Source organism: Sphingopyxis sp. BSNA05 (genome assembly GCF_013265645.1).
Classification (GTDB): domain Bacteria; phylum Pseudomonadota; class Alphaproteobacteria; order Sphingomonadales; family Sphingomonadaceae; genus Parasphingorhabdus.
The window spans coordinates 21160-42186 of sequence record NZ_PYIA01000077.1 but is presented as its reverse complement, the minus strand read 5'-3'; the positions used below and the strand labels follow the sequence as shown (position 1 = coordinate 42186).

Sequence of the window (21027 nt, the reverse complement as noted above, 5' to 3'; positions counted from 1 at the left end):
CCATAATCTTTATTAGCCTATCGCCCTACTCTGTCGATCATGATCGCAGTCGTAGAAAGAAGGGGGATATACGCCAGAATAGCCTGGAGGAAGCGTTTTGAAGGGGAATCACCGACGGAAATAACGTCATTTGGATAGATGGCGGGATCCGGATAATTCCCACGCTCGATCGCCTGGAGATTGTAGGCGCCGATATATTTCTGGCCTCCTACGGTACGTGATATTAGGACCTCTTGGGATTTTGCATAATCTGACAAGCCACCCGCGTTGTAGACGGCACGGAGCAGGGTTTGCGAATTGGAGGACATATAGGTTCCCGGTTTCTTCACCTCTCCCCCGATCGAAACGGTCAGCTCCGGCAATTTGGTCGGGCGAACGGTAACCTGCGGGTTGAGAATATATTTACCGCGCAACTTGTCCTCGATCACATCTTCGACACCGGAGGGCGTCAGGCCATCCGTATCGACAAGACCGATCAGAGGGAAATTCAGCCGTCCTTGTTCATCCGGAAGATAGGTGCCGGTCAGCAGTTCCGAACCGAAAACGGCAATCTCCAGAGTTTCAAGCGGTCGGACGGAATAGGGCGTCCCGACATTGTTCGCAGGAAGCTCCTCCAATGTCGTCAGTTCGATGTCCCTCGACGAACCGATTGGTGAGGTTGCGCAAGCGCTCAACAGAGCCCCCGATACCGCCAAAATGAACAATTGTTTCAATTGGATTTTCATTTCCACTCTCTAAACCACACAACGGAATTCAGCCGTAAACAGCAATTTGCGATTAGGCAACCTCGAACCATCGCTATTTCCGAACGGGTGACGATGTCGGGCGCTGCGGAGGCGGTTTCCCGGCGGATTCGCCGCCCTGACAAGGGCCCCGAATGCCCCGTTTATACCCCCTTGGCGAAGCCGAGCGCTTCCGGATTGCGGCGGGCGGTGAACAGCAGCGCCAAGATCCAGACAGCGACCGCGCTGAACAAGGGCGTCCGCAACGGATAATCGACCGCGCTGGCCACCGCCAATATCCCCATGATCCCGAACCAGAAAAGCAGATGGCCCCGGTTTCCGGACGTGGCGGAGAAAAGTTTCAGCACACTGACGATGCAGAACAGGATTGCGGCAACGGCCAGCACCGCCACCGGAGCCCCGCCCTCGATCAGAATTTGCAGCCAGTCATTATGGGCCTGGTTGAAATAGCTGGGCATCAGCAATTCGCTGGGTTCGTGGATGAAATAGGCCTTGTCGAATGTCCCGAAGCCAGTGCCGAACGGCCAATATGTTCCGATCATCTCGAGCAGGGTCGGCATTGCGCCGGCCCGCAGGTTCGCCATAGTGTCCGTTTCGATCAGACGGCTGATCGCCGGGACGCGATCAGACGCGAAGAAGAGCAGGACCAGCACCGCACTGAACCCGACGGCAGCGACCGAAACGAGGACCGAGCCGATCCTTTTTCCCTGTTTCTTCCGACGCGCTGCGGCGTCCGCCGGTCGCAAATTGTACAATATCAGGCCGATGAACAGCGCTATGCCGCCACACAGGAAGCCGGCGCGCGAACCGTTCAGGATCGAGGACAGGAAGACCAGCAGGTAGACCGTGCCCAACGCCATGTTGCTATATTTGTCGCCGAGCCGGAAAAAGCGCCAGTTCTGCGAGTAGACATAGCTTATGATCAACAGCGATACTGCGGAAAAAACGCTCGAATGGTTGCGGTTGGCGAAAAATCCGACGGCTTCGGACGAATTGGTGAACTCGTAGAAATAGAGCGGCCCGCCGCTGGGGCCGAGAATCTGGAGAATACTGAGCAGAGAATTGCAGAATGCAATGAGGATGATCAGCGAGAGAAAGTCCTTCTTCCGTCTGTCCGGATAGATATGGAACAGCAGCAGCGCTGCCAGCGGGACGATCAGCGCGGCCAGCGAATTGGCGGTCCGCGATGGCGAAAAGGACAATGGGCGCCACAGTTCCCCCTGCGCGCCGGCAGCATCAAGCTTCACGATCAAGCCGCGGCCGGGCAGTTCGGACCAGATCGAATAGGGCAAGGGTATCAACTGGATGATCATCCACAGGCCCAGAAAGGCCAGCCCCGCATATAGCGGTACAAGCCCCCGCACCTTTTGCCCGCCCAGCTGGTACAGGGCAAAAGCGGCAACCAGGCAAGCGACCGGCCTCAGCACAATCAGCTGCACGGCATCGCCGCGGGCGCTCCCCCCGAGAAAGCAGATCGCAACGATGAAAATGCCCAGCACCAGCAGCGAAGCGCGGTCCGCCACCGCGCGACGGGGTGCTATGCCTTTGTTTTTTCTGTTATTCATCATGGCCCAAATAATCTAGACTGCAAATCGGGATGGCGTCCGGAATTGATGATGGGCCAATGGCGGATAGTCAATTCAATTTATGTCTCAACCATCAATGATCGCCCTCACTGGCTAAGTCTTTGTCATCAAAAGCTCCGGGACCTGCTTATCCGGAAATGGGCGCGCCTGGCCGTCCGGTTGTACCGATCTCTCCCGGTATATTCTCACGGCACGGACGACAGCTTTTCACACACTATTTCGCCAGATCCAGGCAGAATAATTCGAAAAGAAAAATAGATATTAAAAATAAAACTAGAAACGACTTTACAAAAAGTCCCTTTAAAATATCCTGAAATATCCAAATAATAAGGGGGGATTATTTATGAGAAGTAAGTTATACGTGGCAGCCGCAGCCAGCCTGGCATTCAGTCTTGGCGGGTGCGCCACTGTGCTCAACGGCACGAACGTGGATTATTCGGCGGTGACCGAACCTGGCGGCGCGCTGGTAGAATTCACAGGCGGGGAACAATGCACGACCCCGTGCAAACGCGAATTCAAAAGAAAGAATGATCAACGCGCTGACATTTCCCTGGCAGGATATCAATCTACCTACGTCCTCATCCAATCCAAATTGGGTGGTTCTGCCTTTGGCAATATTCTGCTTGGCGGCGGTGTCGGCGCGGTCGTCGATGGCACCAACGGAGCAAGCAACCGGCTCTATCCACGTCCCTTGATTGTGCGCTTGGCACCAGATGGATCGGATGAGGAAGCGGTCTTGCTCGACAAGGACGGGAACGTTGTCCAGACCGTTGAAGAACATAATGACTCGGTTCGCGTGGATGTTGCCAAAACGATTGGCGCAAAACTTGCCGGACTTGAGGACTGATTACCAATCAGATTCGGTGCGGACGATTCCGCCCGGAAGAATTCTCACGCGGAGCGCCCGGTTTTTCTGGCGCTCCGTTTTTTGACCATCTGTGGCGACATGACAGGCAAGGCTGGGCCATTGGCTGCAACCTGCAAAACCGGGTCGGCAGTGGTTCAAGTGATTGGTTCAACCGAACCGCAACGGACCCGCAACCACCAGGGCCCGCTCTGCGAACCAGGCCCCGGCCGGTTCCTTTTTAGGTCGGTGCAACCGAGAATCTAATAGACAGTGAAATCGAAAATGTGCGCCGCCTGTGGCACCGCCGTTCAATGCATAGATGAACCCATATTCGCCCTCTTCAAGAACTTCCTGAATGACGACCTTGTAAACGCCGGGCCGGACGATTTCATAATCGAACCGATGCTGGTCCTTGTCCATCACGCCGACTTTGGTGCCGCCGATGTTCATGCTGCCGACCCGCGCCTCGCGCCGTCCCTTTTTCTGCTTCAGCCTGATCAGGGTGAACTCGTTTGGAGAATTGACGGTCTGGGCTGAACCGGACTGCCAGTTGCTCGACTGGACCACGGTGTCCGGGTTGGACTCGTCAAAAACATATAGAAGACAGGTGTCTGGGAACTTATGCCCACGCGCGCCGTCTCGTTGGGGATCGACGCCTTCACGCTCACCGAAGCCAAACCGCCGGTAAGCGCATAGCCGAACATACCGCCTGTTTTGGCCTGATTGGATATGGTGGAATCGATCCGGACCATCTTCGCGACTTCTTCCGTATCGTCCAGCAGATAGACGCCCTCGGGATGCGGCACCATGGGATCGGGAGAATCCGGCACCATCGCCGCCACGCCGGAATTATTGCTTTCCTGCGCGTCGATCATCGCCGCAATCACCGCGCTCGACACGCCCTGGTTTTTCAGGCTCACCATGGAATCGATCGACAGATCATATTCGGATTCCGATGCGCGGATTTTCGCGACGATTGCCTCATCACCAAGCCCCAGGCTGATCATCGACAGCACGGTATCATTGGTCAAGGTCTCCGCCATCGCAGGCGTGGCAGTTGCGAGCGCCAGAATAGGCACCAGAAATTTCATTTTCATCAAGTAAATCCCCCGTTTCTTATTGTATTAGAAAAATCGGAGCACGAGGCAAGCCACTTTTTAGACTAATTCACAAGTCACCCTTGGAAATTCTCCCTATTTCTGTCGCTGCGCCAATATCATGGCCCAGCGCACCACAGATCCTCCTGATTTTTCTGGCGGGACCATTTGAATTCGACCCGATGAAGCAGGGCTTCGCGCTGTTCGCGCAACCCGCCGTACGTCCCGTTGCCAAAGCGCCGGGGCCGGCGGTCTTCTGATAATTCAGGGATTAAGGGAGTGGAGGACACGGAGGTCTTAGAAAAAGTTTGCAAGTATTGATAATGACTTGCAGATTTCCAAGCCCAAGGCTGCGTTACCACACCTGTTCCCACACGCATCTGCCTATGGCCTAAACCGGCGTGATATTATTGTGCGCAAATCGCCCAATCTTGTCCAGATTTTCCTACAGTTTTCTCAACTACGATGCCGTTTGTTTGACCTGATATGTCAGGAAGCGCATCGCCGTTTTCATTAATGAAGCGCCTCAGGCTTTCGGTCACGACCAGCGTCGATGCGCCAAGCTTGATGATCTCAATATCCCCGCTGGCGATGAGCAGATAAAGCGTGCTGCGGCTGATTCCGGTAAAGCGGCAGGCATCGTTCACACGCATGCTGATCGGCTCCGGCAAATTTGCTTCCGATGATGTGTGTCCCGAACTAGGTGGCATCGACAGTGATCTCCGGCTTCAAGCGAGTGGTGACGGACCGGTGGGTCCAATGGGGGAGGAAAGGTCGGTCCGCCACCGATCCTCTTATCGCTCGAACATCTGTTGATGTTCCACATGACAATTATTCGCTGCGCTCTCCAATTTAACGCTATAGAAAACAAACCCAATATATGCTTCCGGGAGATATTGAGTTCCTGTTGGCACGGTCGGGATCGAGAGTTCGCATTCCCTCGCCCGCTCCAGACTTTATCTTAGTTTCGAAAAACTTGCTCTTTTTGAATGAGTTGAATTCGGTTCACGAAGCCGGCCGGTATCGGGCTTGCTCATCCATGCCATTTAGCAGCGCCTGGACTGATCAGCCACTTTGCTTTGACAGCACCCATCAATGTACAGACTACAGTCCTGTGGACAGGGTTTTATTGGAGCCATGTTTATAAACCACTGCTCGTCATAGCATCGCCGCTGTGTCACGACCTGCTCATGGAGTTCAAACATCGCCGCCGCTCGACCATGTTCCACTACTGGCGTGGCCGCGAAGCGCATACGGGCTTGGCCATTGTCAAATGCCGGCCACAAGGGACCGGCAGCGGCCGAAGGAACACCAGTAGCCGCGAAACTCGTCCAATAGTCGATGATCACCGTCGCTAGGGCGTCGTCGGCCGCATCAACGGGTACCGGCCAGTTGGGCGGCAATCGCGCATCGCTGCTGATATGGCCGAAAGTGAACGGTATCTCACCAGCGTGAAAATTGCACAGCCTGCGCGCACGGGCCGCTGCATAGCAATGATCAAAGACAAATGAATAGGCGGGCTGTCCGGCAGCGGCTTGATGCCTGATCAACCGCTCGATTGCCCAGCCATATACCGAGTCGCGCGTCGCAGCGAGCTGGCTTTCTGCGATATCCGAGGCAGGATAGAGTTTCAAATAGGCAGGCGAAAGCTTCCCATAGCGGCGCTTGATTTCGGCCTCATAGGCAGCCGGCTGTCTCGGGGCCTCCGGAATGAGGGAACGTTGTGAGCGGATTTCTCCGCTATTGAGCCCCGCCAGGATCGGGACCTTCGCTTGCTCGCCGCGGTCGAAGATATCCACTACCTGGCGGGTAATATCCTGCCATCGACCGTGCCTTGTGCTGGGAAGCGGGCTAGCCAGGTCTTTCTCATCAGCACACCGGCATCCAGCTTCCGCAGAGCAGTGATATCCTTACCAAGCATCACGCCGATAGTCTCCGCGGCGGGCATTCCGAACGCAGGATCACGCAATCGCGGTACTGCGCGGATATTCGCACTCTGAATGATCGCTTTCGCGAAAAGACCTCGTGCGAGGGGGCTCGCGAGCAGATAGGTGACACTCAGCGCACCGGCCGATTCGCCCATCACCGTGACATTCTGTGCATCGCCGCCAAATGCGCCGATATTGTCTTTCACCCACGTCAGCGCTGCAATCTGGTCAAGCAAGCCATAATTGCCGGAAATGCCATCCGGCGATTCAGCACTGAGCCTAGGGTGTGCCAGCCAGCCGAAGACCCCGAGCCGATAGTTGACCGAAACGAAAACGATTCCTCTCTTCGCATATTCACTTCCGTCATACATCGAGCTGGCGCTTGATCCGCGTTGCAGCGCGCCACCGTGGATCCAGACGACCACGGGCGCGCCATTTGCGTTTTCGGCGACCAGATGTTGAGTGTCAGGCAATCTTCACTGGTCGCTGCCAGTTCCTCGAAATAGACGCTGCTGGCGGGGTAGGGAGGTTGGATACAACTGGCTCCGAATGCGTTTGCATCAAATGTGCCCTGCCATTTTGCAGGCGGAGCGGGTGGCTGCCAGCGCCGGTGGCCAACCGGCGGCAATGCATAGGCTATGCCCTTGAATATGCGGATATCGTCTTTGATTGTTCCGGTGAGCCGCCCCTGGGGGATCTGGACTTCAGGCCGATCTGGCATTTTCGCTGAAGATTGCGAGCCACTTATGGCAGTCGCGAAGATTCCGATACATGCTATGATCCGAAGAGCGATTTTGCTCATTCCATTCCTCTCCTGTCACTGCCGCAATGCTTGCCATTGTCCGGTGCCAACTCTACACTCACTCGCTAGTGAATATCAAGTGCGCTTCCTTCACGATCGCCATAATGTCGGCAAGGAAACAAGCGGCAGCACAACCGGGAGATGATGATATGAACGGACCGACAAGACGCGAGGTGCTGGTGGGCGCGAGCAGCCTTTCCCTGACTGCCGCATTACCAACAGCGGCACAGGCCACAGGCACCACTCAGCCCAATTCCGTTGCAGACGATCTCGCCAGATATATCGGATTTGGGAGCAAGCAGTCGGGCAGCGAGGGCGATACAGCCTCCGGCCACTGGCTTGCCGGCGAGCTTGAGGAGGCCGGGTTCGTGGTCGAGAAACCCGTGCTTTCAGTGCCATATTTTGATCCAGAAAATTGCGAAATCGTCATCAACGGTGCGCGCGCACCGCTCTGGCCGCAACCAATTGTCATTCCGACGCCTGCCAGCGGCGTGTCGGGGCCGCTGGTTCGCGTCGATGGCGCGGGTAGGGCGGATGCGCAGCTCGGCGGGGCAATTGCACTGGTTGATCTACCCTATGGCCGTTGGTCTTCGGCCTTTTCGAAATCCGTGCGCGGGCCCGGCGATGCGGCCTTTGCCGGCGGTGCAAGGGCCGTAGTCATTGTCACCAACGGTCCCACCGGCAAGGTGATCGCACTCAATGCCGATGGTCGCGCACCTATGTTTGCCGGACCCGTGGGCCTGCTTGCGCCGGCCGATGCTGCTGAATTTCTGAGCGCTGCGACGACACATGACAGGGCAACCGTGACGCTGACGGGACAGGCCGGCCAGCGACCGGCTTTCAACGTGATCGGCCGGATGGATCGGAAAAAGGGAAATGGATCGTCGTCTCGACACCGCGTTCCGGCTGGTACGGTTGCGCGGCAGAACGCGGCGGCGGCATTGCCGCATGGCTCGACCTTGCGCGCAACATACCCAGGATGCTGCCCGATCACGATATCGCCTTCCTTTGCAACAGCGGCCATGAATATGAAAATCTGGGGGCCGAGGAATCGCTGAAGGCGACAGCGCCCAAGCCCGAAGAGACCCACTTCTGGTTACATCTCGGAGCCAATCTTGCCGCACGCGACTGGCACGAGGGGCTGTTTGGCCTGTCACCGCTGCCGGGCACGGATTCTCAGCGCTATCTGGTTGTCAGCCCGCCACTGCTCGACCCGGCACGGCGCCTGTTCAAGGGACTGGCGGGTCTCGAAGGACCCTATCCGAGCGACAAATTATCGGCGGGCGAGTTAACCGCGATCATTGCCGCGGGCTACCCCTCGGTGACAGGCGTGTTCGGCGTGCACCGCTTCCATCATGTCGCTGACGATGACGAGCGATGCATAGATGCGTCGAGCGTTGCCGACACGACCGAGGCATTTCGCAACCTTCTGCTGGAAGCTGGCAAAGCCTGAAGGTTTGTGTTGTTACAGCCGGTTCGCGCGAGCCAGTGCACCGAAATGATAGGCGCTTGGCCGGGGCGTCCGTTTGAACGTCTCTCGGTCAACGGCTGCCAGTCCAAAAGTGTGGCCATAGCCCGATGTCCATTCGAAATTATCGAGCAGGGACCAGTAGAGATAGCTGCGAACAGCGATTCCTTCGTCGATACAGGCCCGGACGCAGTCGAGCGCCTGGTCGATAAAGGCAATCCGGCGCTCGTCATCGTTCACCGCTATGCCACTTTCGGTCACATAAATCGGCTTGCCAATATTGCGGTGCGCCCAGCGTATCGTATTCGCCAGCGCCTGGGGGTAAAATTCATAGCCCGACATCGTCAATTCGGCGTCCGGCGGCGGCGCGACCATGCCCTTCTCGTCGAAAACCATGCGGGTATAGCACTGTACCCCGAAGAAATCCGAGTGGCTACGGGCCACATCGACCCAGTCGCCATAGAGTTTCCGCTCATAATACGCGACCAGAGAAGGTGATCCTGCGGACTGAATCTCTTGGGTTGTCAACGTTATCCCAACCGGAAGATCCGGTCTTACCGACTTGATTTCGTCATAGGCCAGTCGATGCGCCTGCTGCAGGATAGGAGTCGAAATTGCCGGATCGGAATAGGCCAGGCGCGAAAAGCGCGGCGAACCGGTGGCGCGAACCGCAGCCCGGTTGACCGCGCGGATCTGCTTTCGGGCTTCAGCCGACTGTGGGTATAGCGCCACCAGCAATCCGATATTGGCTTCGTTGAACGTGGTCACAAGATGCATCAGCCCGCCCAGCCTTTCGGCGACGGTGCGGCAGAAGCGGGTAAATAACTGTGGCGCATCTTCCACCTCAAAGCCGCCACGGGCAGCAAACCAGAGCGGGGTGGTGAAATGATTCAAGGTCACCATCGGCCGCAGCCCGCGAGCGCGGCATGATTCGAGTACGCGCTTGTAATGATCAAGCGCCGCATTGGAAAAACAGCCTTCGCTGGGTTCGATCCGCGCCCATTCGACGCCCAGGCGGTAGCAGTTCAAACCCAATTGCTGGGCAAGTGCGAAGTCTTCATCATAGCGATGATAGCTATCGCACGCATCACCGGAACGGTCCTTGAACAAGGTCGGCTCAAGATTTTCCGCCAGCCAGGCATCGCTATTGACATTGTTGCCCTCGCTTTGATGGGCAGAGATTGCGGCACCCCACAAAAATCAGCCGGTGCAGGGCGACGTGCGGTCACCGATGTCGTATTTGCCAGAAGCGCCGGAGCGGCCGCTGTGCCTGCCGCCACCTGCATCAACTCGCGCCGCCCGATCTCGAAGCCCTGACCCGCCATCGCTGGTTCCTTTCTACGCTTCAATGTCGCGTTTATAGGTTTCCGGGAGAAACAATATTCCGACCACTGCGGTAATGCCGGCGATGACAATAGCGTACCACAGGCCCTGATAGATGCTGCCGGTCGCCGCAACCATCGCGAAGGCAACCGTCGGCATGAAGCCCCCGATCCAGCCGTTCCCGATATGATAGGGCAGAGACAGGGACGAATAGCGGATACGTGCGGGAAACAGTTCGACCAGCAATGCTGCCAGCGGCCCGTAAACCATCGTTCCCAACGTTCCGAGCATGCAGAGGATCACGATCACTCTGAACCGGTTAATCTGGTCCGGATCAGCGACGGTGGGATAGCCTGCTGCTACCAACGCCCGCTGCACATCAGTTCCGAAAGCGGCAACGGCGCTATTCTTGCTGTCGCCTGAGACATGCGCAGGATCAGGAGCAACGATATTCCGATCGCCAATCCGGATCGCCGCTATGCTGCCGATCGGCGCATCGATATTTTCATAATTTACCCCGCTCTTCGCGAGATAGGATTTTGCGATGTCACAACTTGTTGTGTCGAAGGTGTTGCTACCGATAGGATCGAACTGAAACGAACATTCGGAGCCATGGGCCACGATGCTAACGGGTGCGCGTTCGATAGCAGCCGCCATTGCCGGGTTCGCGGCGTTGACCAGCGCACTGTAAAGCGGGAAATAGGCAAAACGGCAATAACACATGCGGTCATCATGATCGGTTTGCGGCCAATTTTGTCGCTGAGCCAGCCCCAGAAAACATAGAGAGGAATAGTGATGGTGAGCGCAGTGGCGACTAGGAAGTTCGCGGTAGCACCATCGACCTTGGCGATTTTCTCAAGAAAGAAAAGCGGGTAGAGGTGGCCCGAGAAGCCGATGACCGCTTGTCCCGCAACCGCCCCGAAAAGCGCGATCAGAACGATCTTCAGGTTTTTCCATTTGCCAAAAGCTTCCCTGAGCGGTGCTTTGGATGTTGCGCCATGCGCTTTCATCCGCTGGAATACCGGGCTTTCGTTGAGCTGAAGGCGGATCCAGAGCGCGACCAGCAGCAGGACGATCGAGAAAAGAAACGGCAGGCGCCAACCCCAGGACAGGAAGTCATCGGCATCCAAGCTTGTCCGCAACCCGACCACGAACATGGAGGCCAGAATAAGACCCAGCATCGCTGTTGTCTGGATGAAGCCGGTGTAAAACCGCGTTTCCCGTTCGGTGCATGTTCGGCGATATAGACCGCAGCACCGCCATATTCGCCACCGATCGCAAGGCCCTGCAACAATCGCAGCGCCATCAGGATAATCGGTGCCGCAATGCCGATTTGGTCATAGCTTGGCAGTAAGCCGACTGCGAAGGTCGACAGACCCATGATCGCCATGGTTACGAGAAAGGTTTTCTTGCGCCCTACGATATCGCCGACCCGCCCGAATACCAGCGCGCCAAACGGCCGTACCGCAAAGCCCGCAGCAAAGGCCATCAGAGCCAGGATGAAGCCGGTAGTTTCGTTGACACCCGAAAAAACTTCGCCGAAATGACGCTGGCAAGCAGGCCGTAGAGGTAAAAGTCATACCATTCGAACACCGTCCCCAGCGACGAAGCGGTGACAACAAGTTTCTCATTCTGTTTTTGCCGACGCCATCCGGCAAAGCTTCCTTGTTGGTAGCCATATTCCTTCTCCCATTTATACCGGCAGAGGCGGCAGACTTCGGCCTGCTCGCTACTGCCGGGGAATTTCAATGTCCGGCAGTGATCGCCGGATTAACTTGTTCGATGTTCATCATTTTGCGGTTTGCTGCGGGAGCATCGCGATGCCCTTCGAAACCACATGTGTCAGGCCACGCCCGCATCAAGCTGGTCGACCGTCCCTTCCAATATACCTTCATCATATATCTTGCACTTTCCGTAACTCACGAGTGAGTGAATAAAAATTCATCTTGAGATTGGAGCTGACCTTGTTTCTAGTCTCAGCTGCCAGCCCGTTAACGCTGCTCGCAAATTTCCTTGAAGCCCGCTGCCATGAATCGAGCCATCCGTTCCTTGACCGCAGAATAATCTTCCGACTGGCAAAGGCCGTGCGACAATTTGTCGATACGGCCCGTTCGTGCCAGTGTCAGCATCAGCGCCCCAGTCACGAAATGATACCCCCAGAAAATATCTTCTTCAGCGGCGTCCGGCAGGGCTTTCTTCAAAATATCGATCAGGCGCAACACAACCGGGTCGAAATATTTATCCATATATTCCGCGCCATCGGGACTATTCGATGCTTGTGCACCGAATGCGCCATAATTCTTCCAACCCTCCCCACCCTCAATATAAAGATCAAGGTCGGTATCGAGAAAGGCGTGGAGGGCACCTTCAACTGTCGGGTTTTCGCCGGCAGCGCGGTCATAATCATCAAGCGCCTTTATTCGTTTCTCGATTGTTACAACTGCACGCCGAGCAAACACGGCGTCGAACAGCGTTTGCTTGTCGTCGAAATAATAGTTTAGCAAAGTGTGGTGGACGCCAACCTGCTTCGCTACGTCCTTCAGTGTCACGCCATAAAAGCCGTGCTTCGAAAAAAGGAGTTCGGCTACATCGAGGATCTGATCCATCATCTCGGCGCGTTGCTCTGCCTTGGAAACCTTCTTCACACTAGTTTTTGCTATTGATGCCAAACTCATTTCCTTTGCAAATATTTGCCGTCACGACCGAAATCACTCTACACGTGTCCGTAATCCGCCCGCAATTGTATTTTGTCGATCTTTCCGGTAGCCGCGAGCGGCATCACGTCCACCCTTATAATTGTATCGGGGAGCCACCAGGACGGAACGCTGTCGTGCAATGGTGCAAGCAGCTCCTCGTCGCTGATCGAGCCGTCGCATGTTTCAACCAGCAGAACCGGTCGCTCACCCCATTTGGGATCCGTTCGACCTATCACTGCGGCAAGCGATACCTGCGGCAGCGCGCCAACCAGAGTTTCGATTTCAGAAGGATTGATCCATTCACCCCCGGATTTTATCAGATCCTTTGCCCGGCCTGTGATCGTCAGATTTCCGTCGACGCCGATCCGTGCAAGGTCTCCGGTATCGAACCAGCCGTCAGAATCGGTAGCGGAGGTCTCGTGGCCGAAATAGCGCTCGACGACGCTTGGTCCGCGCACGCGCAAATATCCCTCGACTCCGCGCTGGTCGTCAATCGCCCTCCCCTCGTTGTCGGTTAGCAGAAGGTCTACGCCTATTGCCGGTCGTCCCGAAAGACCCGGCTGTCGACCATCGTCACCGGGAACTGCAGCGGTCCCGAGCGGCGACAATTCAGTCATGCCCCAGCTTGTCTGGACCTCGACACCCAGTCGTTGCTCAATCCGCTTCATCAACGCCGGTGGCATGGACGCCCCCCCACAAGAATCCGTTCGAGCGATGGAAGCTCTCCCCCTTCACGCTCGAGATGCTCAACCAGACCCAGCCAGACTGTCGGCACGCCGACGCCCAATGTGACGTCTTCCGAGCGGATCAGCGCCGCGATATGCGCACCATCGCTGTTTCGCCCAGGCAACACCAGCGTGGCACCGACTGCTGGAGCCGTGAACGGTAGTCCCCAAGCATTGGCATGGAACATCGGTACGACCGCCAGCACCGCATCATGCGCGCGAACACCCATGACGTCGGCGCTGAGCTGGCGCAAAGTATGCAGATAACAACCGCGATGGGTATAGGTAACACCCTTGGGTACGCCTGTGGTTCCCGAGGTGAAACAGAGCCCCGACGGGCTAAGTTCATCGAATTGCCCCCATCCTATATCGGAAGACGCAGTTGCCATTGCGTCCTCAAGTGTTCCTGCAGCAACAGGGAGCTCATCTTTTCGAATCGCTAAAGCGCGCTCATCAAGCAGCAATATATGCCGCACAGAATCAGCATGAGCTGTGGCCGCTTGGGCCAGGGTCAGGAGGTCGGGGCTGGCCAGCAGGACGCTGGCTTCCGACTGCACCAGCATAGAGCCGAGCTGCACGGCGGTCAGGCGAGGATTGAGTGTATGACACACGGCACCCATACCGATGATGCCATACCAGCTTTCAAAATGTCCCTGTGTGTTCCAAGCCAGGGTCGCAACCCGGTCGCCGCGACGCACACCAAGCGCGTGCAAGGCACCTGATACTGTCCGGGCGCGATCATATAGCGCAGCGTAGCCGATGCGCTCGACCGTTCCGTCCGCCGCAGCAGACACCACCTCACCCAAGGGATGCCATTTTGCTGCGTGGGAAAGAAACTTGTCGAGAGTCATTGCATAGTCTTGCATTGAACCGTCGATCATTGGCACTCCTCGACTTTCGGTGGAAGAGGCGGCGAGATTATGCCGATGTTCCAGTTCCATGCGATATCGCCTGCTGCGCGGCGGCGGCACACGACCGCTTCGTGCAGCGCCGCTGTTCCGGGGAAAAGATTGCGCCTCAAGCGTGGCACATCGCCAAAATGCATGAAGGCCTTGTTCCGGGAATAGGGCAACCAATCCGGCTGGTTCTTGGCTCTTGGTACCCCGTTTCTGGCGAAGCTTGCCCAATAATCCCCCATTGCGGCAGTCAGCTTCCGCTCCGATAATTTATTCGGGATTTTCGGCCACAGTGGCGGCGTCTTTCCGGCGGTATCGAATACGAAGGGCAGTTCGGCAGCATGGAAGGCGTGCAATTTCCATTCCTGGGTCGCGGGATAGCCGTGGTCGAAAAGATAGAGATACGCGGGAATGTCGAGCGCTGCCTGGTTCGATACCAGCCGCTCGGATGTCCAGCCGTACATCGCGTCGCGTGTCGCGGCTAGCATGCTTTCCTCCATATTCTTGGCAGGGTAACGGGACAGGTAAGCGTCCGCGAACTCGCCGTAATTGGCCCGGATTGCCGCTTCATAGGCGTCAGCATTATCAGGTGTCTTGGGCAGCAGGAAACGCAGAGACCGGATTTCGCCAGCGTTAAAGCCAGCCAGAATCGGAACCGGCGCCTGTTCGTTGCGGTCGAAAGTCTCGACCAGTTGGTGCGGCACGGTGGTGCCATCGATGACGGGGAAAGGAAAAACCCGATCGCAGGGGCCTTGTCGGCAATCTCTTCTGCGGACATCGCGCGGAGCGCTACAAGATCGGCGGCGCCAAGCTTGGTCGCCAGGTCGGTGCCCTGCTGCTCGGCTGCTATCATGCCGTTGCGTTTTTCGCGTAGCGCTGGCGCCGAAACCATATAGGCGCTCTCCACGATCGCCTTGTCGAACAGCCCGCGCGCACGCGGCGCCGTCATCAAATACATGACACTGAGCGCGCCAGCAGACTCGCCCGCGATTGTTACATTGTCAGCGTCACCGCCGAATGCGCCAATATTTCGCTTCACCCATTCAAGTGCCGCGATCTGGTCGAGCAGTCCATAATTGCCCGACACACCCTCCGGTGATTCGGCGCTAAGTCCCGGGTGCGCGAGATAGCCGAGTGCCCCTAGCCGATAGTTGATCGACACGACGATCATACCTCGTGCAGCGAGCGCGCTGCCGTCATATAACGGGTCCCCGCCCGATCCAGTGGTCAGCGAACCGCCATGAATCCACAGGAAAACCGGCGCTCGCGTGGCATTATCTGGCGCCCAGATGTTGAGCGACAGGCAATCCTCGCTCATCGCTGGCAGGTCCCACGCATAGATGCTGGGGCCTCGCGGCTTTGGTTGCATGCACGCCGCACCGAATTTCGTGCTATCGCGCACGTCCTGCCAGTCAGGCACCGGTTGGGGTGGCGTCCAGCGCAACTTGCCAACCGGTGGTGCGGCATAAGGAATGCCCTTGAAGGTGCGGATGCCTTTGGCCTCGTTTCCCTGCACCTTGCCTGCCGGCGCATCGACCACTGGGTCGGTTGTGGCGGCAGCGGGTTCTGCGGACAAGGTTGTCGCAGCAAGGGCAAGGGGCAGCAGGCGGCGGATCATCGTAGCTTTCATTTTCCGTTGCCCCATCAGAAGCGGTAATTGGCGCGGACGCCAACCGTGCGCGGCCGCAACCTGGCATAGCGGCCATCAAGGAATGCTTCCGGGTGAACATAGGTGATTGAGCTGTCGTTCAAGACATTTTCGACATAGGCGGTTAGATCGATCGACCCAAGCTTAGCCCCGGCATAGAGATTCACATTGGTCCATGCGTCGGTAAAGTCGTAAGTAGGAGACAGGGCCGCGGGATTGCCAGGCACGTTTGGAAACTGGTTCGGGAACGAACCGACATGCGATACATTGACGGCGGCGAAGGCGCTATTGGTAGCGCCGATCGAAAAGTCGTAGCGCGCTGTACCCGAGCCCTGGAAGTGCGGTGATGCAAGTCGCGTGCCCTCTTCAGCACCGGAGATTGCTGCCTCTAGTGCTGTAAGTTGGGTTACCTTGGCTTCGTTAAACGAGCCATTGAGCGTAAGGCTCAAACCCTGGATCGGTCGCGCGACAAACTCGAATTCGAGGCCATAGCTTTCTGCGCCGCCGATGTTGGTCGCGAATTGTATAGAATCTGACACGCGGTTTGCCTGAACCTGGATATTTTTCCAGTCGATATAATAAGCTGCAATATTCGCGACCAGGTCACCACCTAGCCAGCGGCCTTTGAGACCGACCTCATAATTAGTGACGCTGTCCGATCTTGCGCCGTCCGGGATGATCAGATCATTGGGATCGAGGGCGCTGGCCAGTCCGGCGCGTGCGTTGACCACCGGCGTACGAAAGCCGGTTGATATCGTTGCATAGTTCGTCAGGTCCGAATTCGGTTTCCACGAAACGCTGGCCTTGTAGGACAGGCGATCGTCCTTAACTTTCAATCCCTCTTCATAATCGACTGTTGTTATGTTGAGGGGTGAAAAATATGGGCCAAAAATGCGCGGTTCAGATAATCGCTATTATAGCCTCCGCCGCGGGTAAAGGATTGCACTTCCGTGCTGCCGTAGCGTAAACCGCCCGTAATCCAGAAGCTGTCACTGAAGCGCGCGGTGACTTCGCCAAACCCTGCTATTTCCGTTTGGTCAGTATATGCCTCAAAACGCTGGTAATATTCGTTGGGCAACCCGGAAAGCCCGGTTGCAGACAGGAATTCCGGCGACGAACGATAAGCAAAATCGACTGTCCGCCGCTTGTCATAGTAGAAGAAGCCAGCCACCCACTCTATCGGACCGGATGTACGCGACACCAGCCGGGTTTCCTGAACAAACAGGTCATCATATCCATAGGCGTCAAGCGCGAAGGGGATCAGTTGGCCGAAGGTTCCCGCGAGGTCGACGTAAAAGGAGGCATCATAATTAGACAATGTTGTTGAACTGATCAGTTCTGCAAAATCGAATTCATGATTGACCGTCACGTTAAAGTTGGTGAGTTCGCCTTGGAATAGGTCGGGACGGTCGGACCTGCGTGTAAATTTCCCAAGTGTCGGATTGGTAAGGGCGGAATCCGCAGGCTTGCTGTTTTCGTAGGAGGCGAGCAAGCGGACTTTCATGCGGTCGCTGGGTTGCATCAGCAAGCTGACGCGCCCGCCATAGGCTTCCAGACTATTGGAGTCGTTCACGCCGGTTCCGATGTTGTCGACCCAACCATCTTCGTTGCGGTAGTATCCGGTAGCTCGCAGACCCAGTTCGTCGGTCATGATCGGAATGTTGATCATTGCATTATAGCGCTGACGCACCGAACTGGATCCGGTGAGGGCAAGGTCGGCACTGACAGAAGCCTCGAAATCATCGAGGTCGGGCGCGCGGGTAATGATCCGCATCGCACCGGCAAGCGAGTTGGAACCGAACAATGTGCCCTGCGGTCCGCGCAAAAATTCAACGCGCTCAACGTCGTACAGATTCGGATCCAGAATTGTCGAGTTGCCGTTCGCCGAAATCGGCAGCTCGTCAATATAGATGGCAACCGCGCTCTGGAGCCCGGCGCTATAGCCGTTGGTATTGATTCCGCGGCTCGTGAAATTGTTGAAATTCTGTGTCGGCTTGTTGACAACGATGCCCGGCGTATTCTGTGCAACCCCTTCGAAGCCGACGATGCCAAGATCATCCAAATCTTCCTGGGAATAGGCAGTGACACTGATGGGAATATCCTGAATTCGCTCGCTGCGGCGTGTGGCGGTAACGATAATTTCTTTATCACCGCGCTTCTCGTCCTGCGCTGCCTTGTCAGTAGACTGTGACGTTACGCTGGACTGTTCTGCAGCGGAAACTGGTTGCGCGAGCAAAGCGACCGCAGACGCGGACGCAAAAACTTAACTTTCATTTGAACCTCTCCTCCTCGTCAACGCTCTTTGTCGATGACTTGGGCAGGGTTTATGTCGATACCATTGCAATATGTCAACACTCACTATCACGTGTGTGAATATTATTTTTGGCATAGGTTTCCGAATTCTGGCAATGTTTGTGCGTTTCAATTGAGCGAGTTAGCGAAGAAAAGGATGACATGCCTATAGGCAGTTGCCTGCCACATCCCAAGATTACGCACCGTGAAACGGGTGCCAGACAGACGATTTCAAAGCAGGCATCACGGGCTACAGCGAAACAAAAAGATCGGCGAGAATGTGTGGCGCTATGGATTGCATCAATAATTTTCTGCCCTTAGAATATGAACGTCGGCAGTTAAGTCAGGTAGCGACCCACCACTTCTAATTCCCATTTTATTTGCTCGAATGACAACAACCGAACGGGAAGCAGAAAGACCGTTCCCAGCTGAAATGCGCAATTTACGGACCATTATCGCGGTGTTCGACAAGGCAGCCCGGAGCGATGACACCTTCGCGCGATCAGACTTCGCGTTCGATCACGATGATCGACAGCTCGAGAACTGCACTACACCCCGCTCTCTTGCCCGTCGAGCGAGGTTCAGCTTGCGAAGTCGCTAATTAGGGTTTGGGCAGGTCGCATTCGCGACTGTCAATTGCCGCGAATCAACTGGCTGAACCTCAACACCGGCAATACGCTTTTACCAGTCCATAATGGACCGAAGACCAAGAACGCCTTCTTCGATCCATAGGGGCGGCAATATTTGGCGGCTGATGAAATCGAGCGCATCGGCCATACGGTGTACCGAGGATCTATCCATATGCTCGGCGCCGTGCACCAGACGATAGTCGTGCGCAAGCCGCGCGTCGCACAAAACTCTGTGGAGTAAATCAACACCTTGGTAGAGGAATAGCATGTCTTGGTACCGACCTCGAGATAGATGCTCAGGTCGAGGAGGCGATTGGGGGCGTGGTGGCGGAAGGCGACCGGCAAGGATCTCTGCGTCGATCACCGACTTGAAATAGACGAGATCCTGCTCACTGCCATTGCCACCGTGAAAGAGGACAAGGAGCGGATCGAGTTATGCTCTCTGTCGGTGGTAACCCCGCGTCCGATAGATAGCGACTGCCAGCTCTCTGAGCACGTAACTTGAAGTGAGCAGCCGGATCGTCACAGTTCTGACCGATACGGCCAGCGAAGGCACCGCGAACGAGGTGGCGGTGCCAGCAGCAGCAAAGCGAGCGAAGTCTCGGCGAGTGAACATTGGTCGTCCCCTTCAATCACCCGATCGCTATTCGCCCGCGACGACGCTCCAATGCTCGCCTCACGGTTCGATCGGAGCCTCGCATCGGAAGCTGCTCGCCGCCAGCGTCGATCCGAAACCGCGATAGACAGCCCGCTGTGGATAGGGGCAAAGCGGGCGCTGCATATCGATCTTGCCGACATCCTCACTCGAGAATTTTGTCGCGGTGACGCGATCGGGGGCTTCTCCGTGGTCTGTCCAAGCAATAAGGGCAGAAAACAGGTCGTGCTGCGGATCGTCGGATGGGGGGCGTTGTGGAATACCCAGCGTGGCGTTGAAAGAATCCGGGCCCGCACCGCCCCCGCAATGCATCATGCCCGGCGCCATGAATAATCGCGCGCTTTCCGCGAGATTCGCCGCGCCTCCCATCTGTTTGGCATGGCGGTTGAAGAAGGCGACCGACTGGCCTGGCGGCACGAGCGTGTCGGCATAGCCGTGAAATACGATCAGCTTGCCGCCGCGGTTGGCAAAAGAAGTAAGGCTTCCGCGCGTCGCATCATTGACGATCGGGTCCAGACGAGCATCAACGACCGGCATGTCCCGATCAAAATTGAAGTCTCTCCAATTCCAGTCGGCACCGAACACCCATTTGAACAGGGCGCCGAACGGTGGCTGATCGGCAATCGGCTTCTGCAGAAAGGACCAGCCAAAGGTATCGGGCATCTCGCTACCCGGAAGCCAGCCGTAAAAGTTCGGTCTGCCGTCGCGGTCGGTCGGACCAGAATAGAAAGCGCGAGCGGTTGCGACTTCGCCTTTGGTGAGGCAGCTGTCGGTCGCCGCGCCTTTGCATTGCAGAACCTTCGGATCGAACTTGCAACTCATGGGCTCCGAGATAAACCGGTCACCGGCAAGTCCGCTGCCCTGTTTCCAGCAAGTGGCGATGGCAGCCTTGTTGAGCAGCTCCAGCTTCGAATCCGAAAGCAGGCCGCCAGGTTTGCCGTTCGCTGCGCTATGGTTCCACAAGACCGTTGCATGGCCCCAAGTGCGGTTCATGACCGGCGCGCCGACGAGGATGCCATCGTAATCGTCCGGATAGTAGAGCGCCTCGACCAGACCCATCTGCCCACCCGTCGAACATCCGGTATAATAGGATCTCTGCACATCTTCGCCGTAAAATACCCTGGTTATCGCCTTGCCGGTCGTTGTCATGGCATGAGTGGAGAGCCGTCCCCAGTCGCGCCACTTGAGAGGCTGACCGATCAGGGCGTCGCCTTCCAGCGGCGAGGCGGGTGCGGTTCCCGCGTCGGTGGTAGCCGTAGCAAAGCCACGGCGTAGCCCTTCCGCCATGCCCGAATAGCCGAGCGCGAAAGTGCCGCCAAAGCCGCCGCTGCCATTGCCATGGAACACCCCGGTCCAGCCCTGTGTTGGCAACCAAAGCTCCACTCCGATGTCGGAGCCGGGTTCGGACCGGACGCGCGCGACGACGCGACAAAAGCTGCGATATCCGGGGAGCTCGCCCGTAATCGTCGTCTCGGCAGACTTGGCGGGGACGAGCATCGCGCTTTCGATGGTAGTGTGGGCAAGATTCAGTTGAGAGAGCGCAGTGCAGCGGGCTTGCGCATCCTCAATCGGTTCTGTGCTTTGAGCCAAAGCCGTACCCGGCGTTGTCCAGGCAATAGAGCTCGCCGCGACTATGGCGAAACAATGCTTGCGTTTCATGGTCCTCTCCAATGTTCCCGGCATTATTCTAGC

16 protein-coding genes and 4 pseudogenes are annotated in these 21027 nt (G+C 56.7%); 3 read left to right on the top strand and 17 right to left on the bottom strand.

Annotation, left to right across the window (positions count from 1 at the left end; all coding sequences use genetic code 11):
- Positions 1-17: 17 nt before the first annotated feature.
- Both C8024_RS08700 and C8024_RS08695 read right to left on the bottom strand, forming a co-directional pair.
- Positions 18-725, bottom strand: a complete 708-nt coding sequence (locus C8024_RS08700) for a polysaccharide biosynthesis/export family protein (RefSeq protein WP_100093206.1) — start codon at positions 723-725, stop codon at positions 18-20.
- A 161-nt stretch (positions 726-886) separates the two neighbouring features.
- On the bottom strand, positions 887-2308 hold the full coding sequence (locus C8024_RS08695; protein ID WP_173204166.1) for an O-antigen ligase: 1422 nt from the start codon (positions 2306-2308) through the stop codon (positions 887-889).
- Positions 2309-2690: 382 nt separating this feature from the next.
- On the opposite strand from C8024_RS08695, the gene C8024_RS08690 reads away from it, so the two are divergent.
- Positions 2691-3176: a translation initiation factor 2 gene (locus tag C8024_RS08690; protein WP_173204164.1), complete on the top strand. Its 486-nt coding sequence runs from the start codon at positions 2691-2693 to the stop codon at positions 3174-3176.
- Positions 3177-3344: 168 nt separating this feature from the next.
- On the opposite strand, the gene C8024_RS21405 is transcribed toward C8024_RS08690, so the two are convergent.
- The 5 genes and pseudogenes from C8024_RS21405 to C8024_RS21400 all read right to left on the bottom strand — a co-directional run bounded on the left by C8024_RS21405 (position 3345) and on the right by C8024_RS21400 (position 6922).
- Entirely contained in the window at positions 3345-3626 is a 282-nt protein-coding gene (locus tag C8024_RS21405; RefSeq protein ID WP_254305742.1) for a hypothetical protein, read from the bottom strand.
- 47 nt (positions 3627-3673) lie between these two features.
- Positions 3674-4273, bottom strand: coding sequence for a hypothetical protein (locus C8024_RS08685; protein WP_254305741.1), 600 nt, complete (start codon positions 4271-4273; stop codon positions 3674-3676).
- A 407-nt stretch (positions 4274-4680) separates the two neighbouring features.
- Positions 4681-4926 (bottom strand): helix-turn-helix domain-containing protein, encoded by a 246-nt coding sequence (locus C8024_RS08680; protein WP_254305740.1) that lies wholly within the window; start codon positions 4924-4926, stop codon positions 4681-4683.
- Between the two features lie 393 nt (positions 4927-5319).
- The gene (locus C8024_RS08675) at positions 5320-6072 is read right to left on the bottom strand and encodes a carboxylesterase family protein (RefSeq protein ID WP_173204160.1); all 753 of its coding nucleotides are present in this window, start codon (positions 6070-6072) and stop codon (positions 5320-5322) included.
- Positions 6072-6922 (bottom strand): annotated as a pseudogene (locus tag C8024_RS21400) (carboxylesterase/lipase family protein). Before C8024_RS21400 ends, C8024_RS08675 begins: the two are co-directional and overlap by 1 nt.
- A gap of 230 nt (positions 6923-7152) precedes the next feature.
- On the opposite strand from C8024_RS21400, the gene C8024_RS08660 reads away from it, so the two are divergent.
- Together C8024_RS08660 and C8024_RS08655 are read left to right on the top strand one after the other, a co-directional pair.
- Entirely contained in the window at positions 7153-8061 is a 909-nt protein-coding gene (locus C8024_RS08660) for a hypothetical protein (RefSeq protein WP_173204154.1), read from the top strand.
- On the top strand, positions 7983-8456 hold the full coding sequence (locus C8024_RS08655; protein WP_173204152.1) for a hypothetical protein: 474 nt from the start codon (positions 7983-7985) through the stop codon (positions 8454-8456). The genes C8024_RS08660 and C8024_RS08655 overlap by 79 nt, the downstream gene beginning before the upstream one ends.
- 12 nt (positions 8457-8468) lie before the next feature.
- Here C8024_RS08655 and C8024_RS08650 read toward each other — a convergent pair whose 3' ends face one another.
- From C8024_RS08650 to C8024_RS08620, 10 genes and pseudogenes are all read right to left on the bottom strand, one after another.
- Positions 8469-9668, bottom strand: coding sequence for a glycoside hydrolase family 1 protein (locus C8024_RS08650; RefSeq protein WP_217272097.1), 1200 nt, complete (start codon positions 9666-9668; stop codon positions 8469-8471).
- A gap of 141 nt (positions 9669-9809) precedes the next feature.
- Positions 9810-11429: pseudogene (locus C8024_RS23210) on the bottom strand (MFS transporter); the annotation flags it as partial.
- A gap of 356 nt (positions 11430-11785) precedes the next feature.
- Positions 11786-12469 carry a TetR/AcrR family transcriptional regulator gene (locus C8024_RS08640; RefSeq protein ID WP_173204150.1) on the bottom strand — a complete coding sequence of 228 codons (684 nt, stop codon included), beginning with the start codon at positions 12467-12469 and terminating at the stop codon, positions 11786-11788.
- A gap of 38 nt (positions 12470-12507) precedes the next feature.
- Positions 12508-12726 (bottom strand): hypothetical protein, encoded by a 219-nt coding sequence (locus C8024_RS21380; protein ID WP_367947240.1) that lies wholly within the window; start codon positions 12724-12726, stop codon positions 12508-12510.
- Between the two features lie 249 nt (positions 12727-12975).
- A pseudogene (locus C8024_RS08635) lies at positions 12976-14066 on the bottom strand (AMP-binding protein); the annotation flags it as partial.
- Positions 14067-14092: 26 nt separating this feature from the next.
- Complete coding sequence (locus C8024_RS21375; protein WP_367947236.1) at positions 14093-14815, bottom strand: carboxylesterase family protein; 723 nt, start codon at positions 14813-14815, stop codon at positions 14093-14095.
- 101 nt (positions 14816-14916) lie between these two features.
- Positions 14917-15729 (bottom strand): annotated as a pseudogene (locus tag C8024_RS21370) (carboxylesterase family protein); the annotation flags it as partial.
- 26 nt (positions 15730-15755) lie between these two features.
- A complete protein-coding gene (locus C8024_RS21365) occupies positions 15756-16595 on the bottom strand; it encodes a TonB-dependent receptor (RefSeq protein ID WP_254305737.1) in 840 nt (279 codons plus the stop codon).
- Between the two features lie 23 nt (positions 16596-16618).
- The gene (locus tag C8024_RS21360) at positions 16619-17995 is read right to left on the bottom strand and encodes a TonB-dependent receptor (protein ID WP_254305736.1); all 1377 of its coding nucleotides are present in this window, start codon (positions 17993-17995) and stop codon (positions 16619-16621) included.
- 1361 nt (positions 17996-19356) lie between these two features.
- On the bottom strand, positions 19357-20994 hold the full coding sequence (locus tag C8024_RS08620) for a tannase/feruloyl esterase family alpha/beta hydrolase (protein ID WP_173204148.1): 1638 nt from the start codon (positions 20992-20994) through the stop codon (positions 19357-19359).
- Positions 20995-21027: the final 33 nt, after the last annotated feature.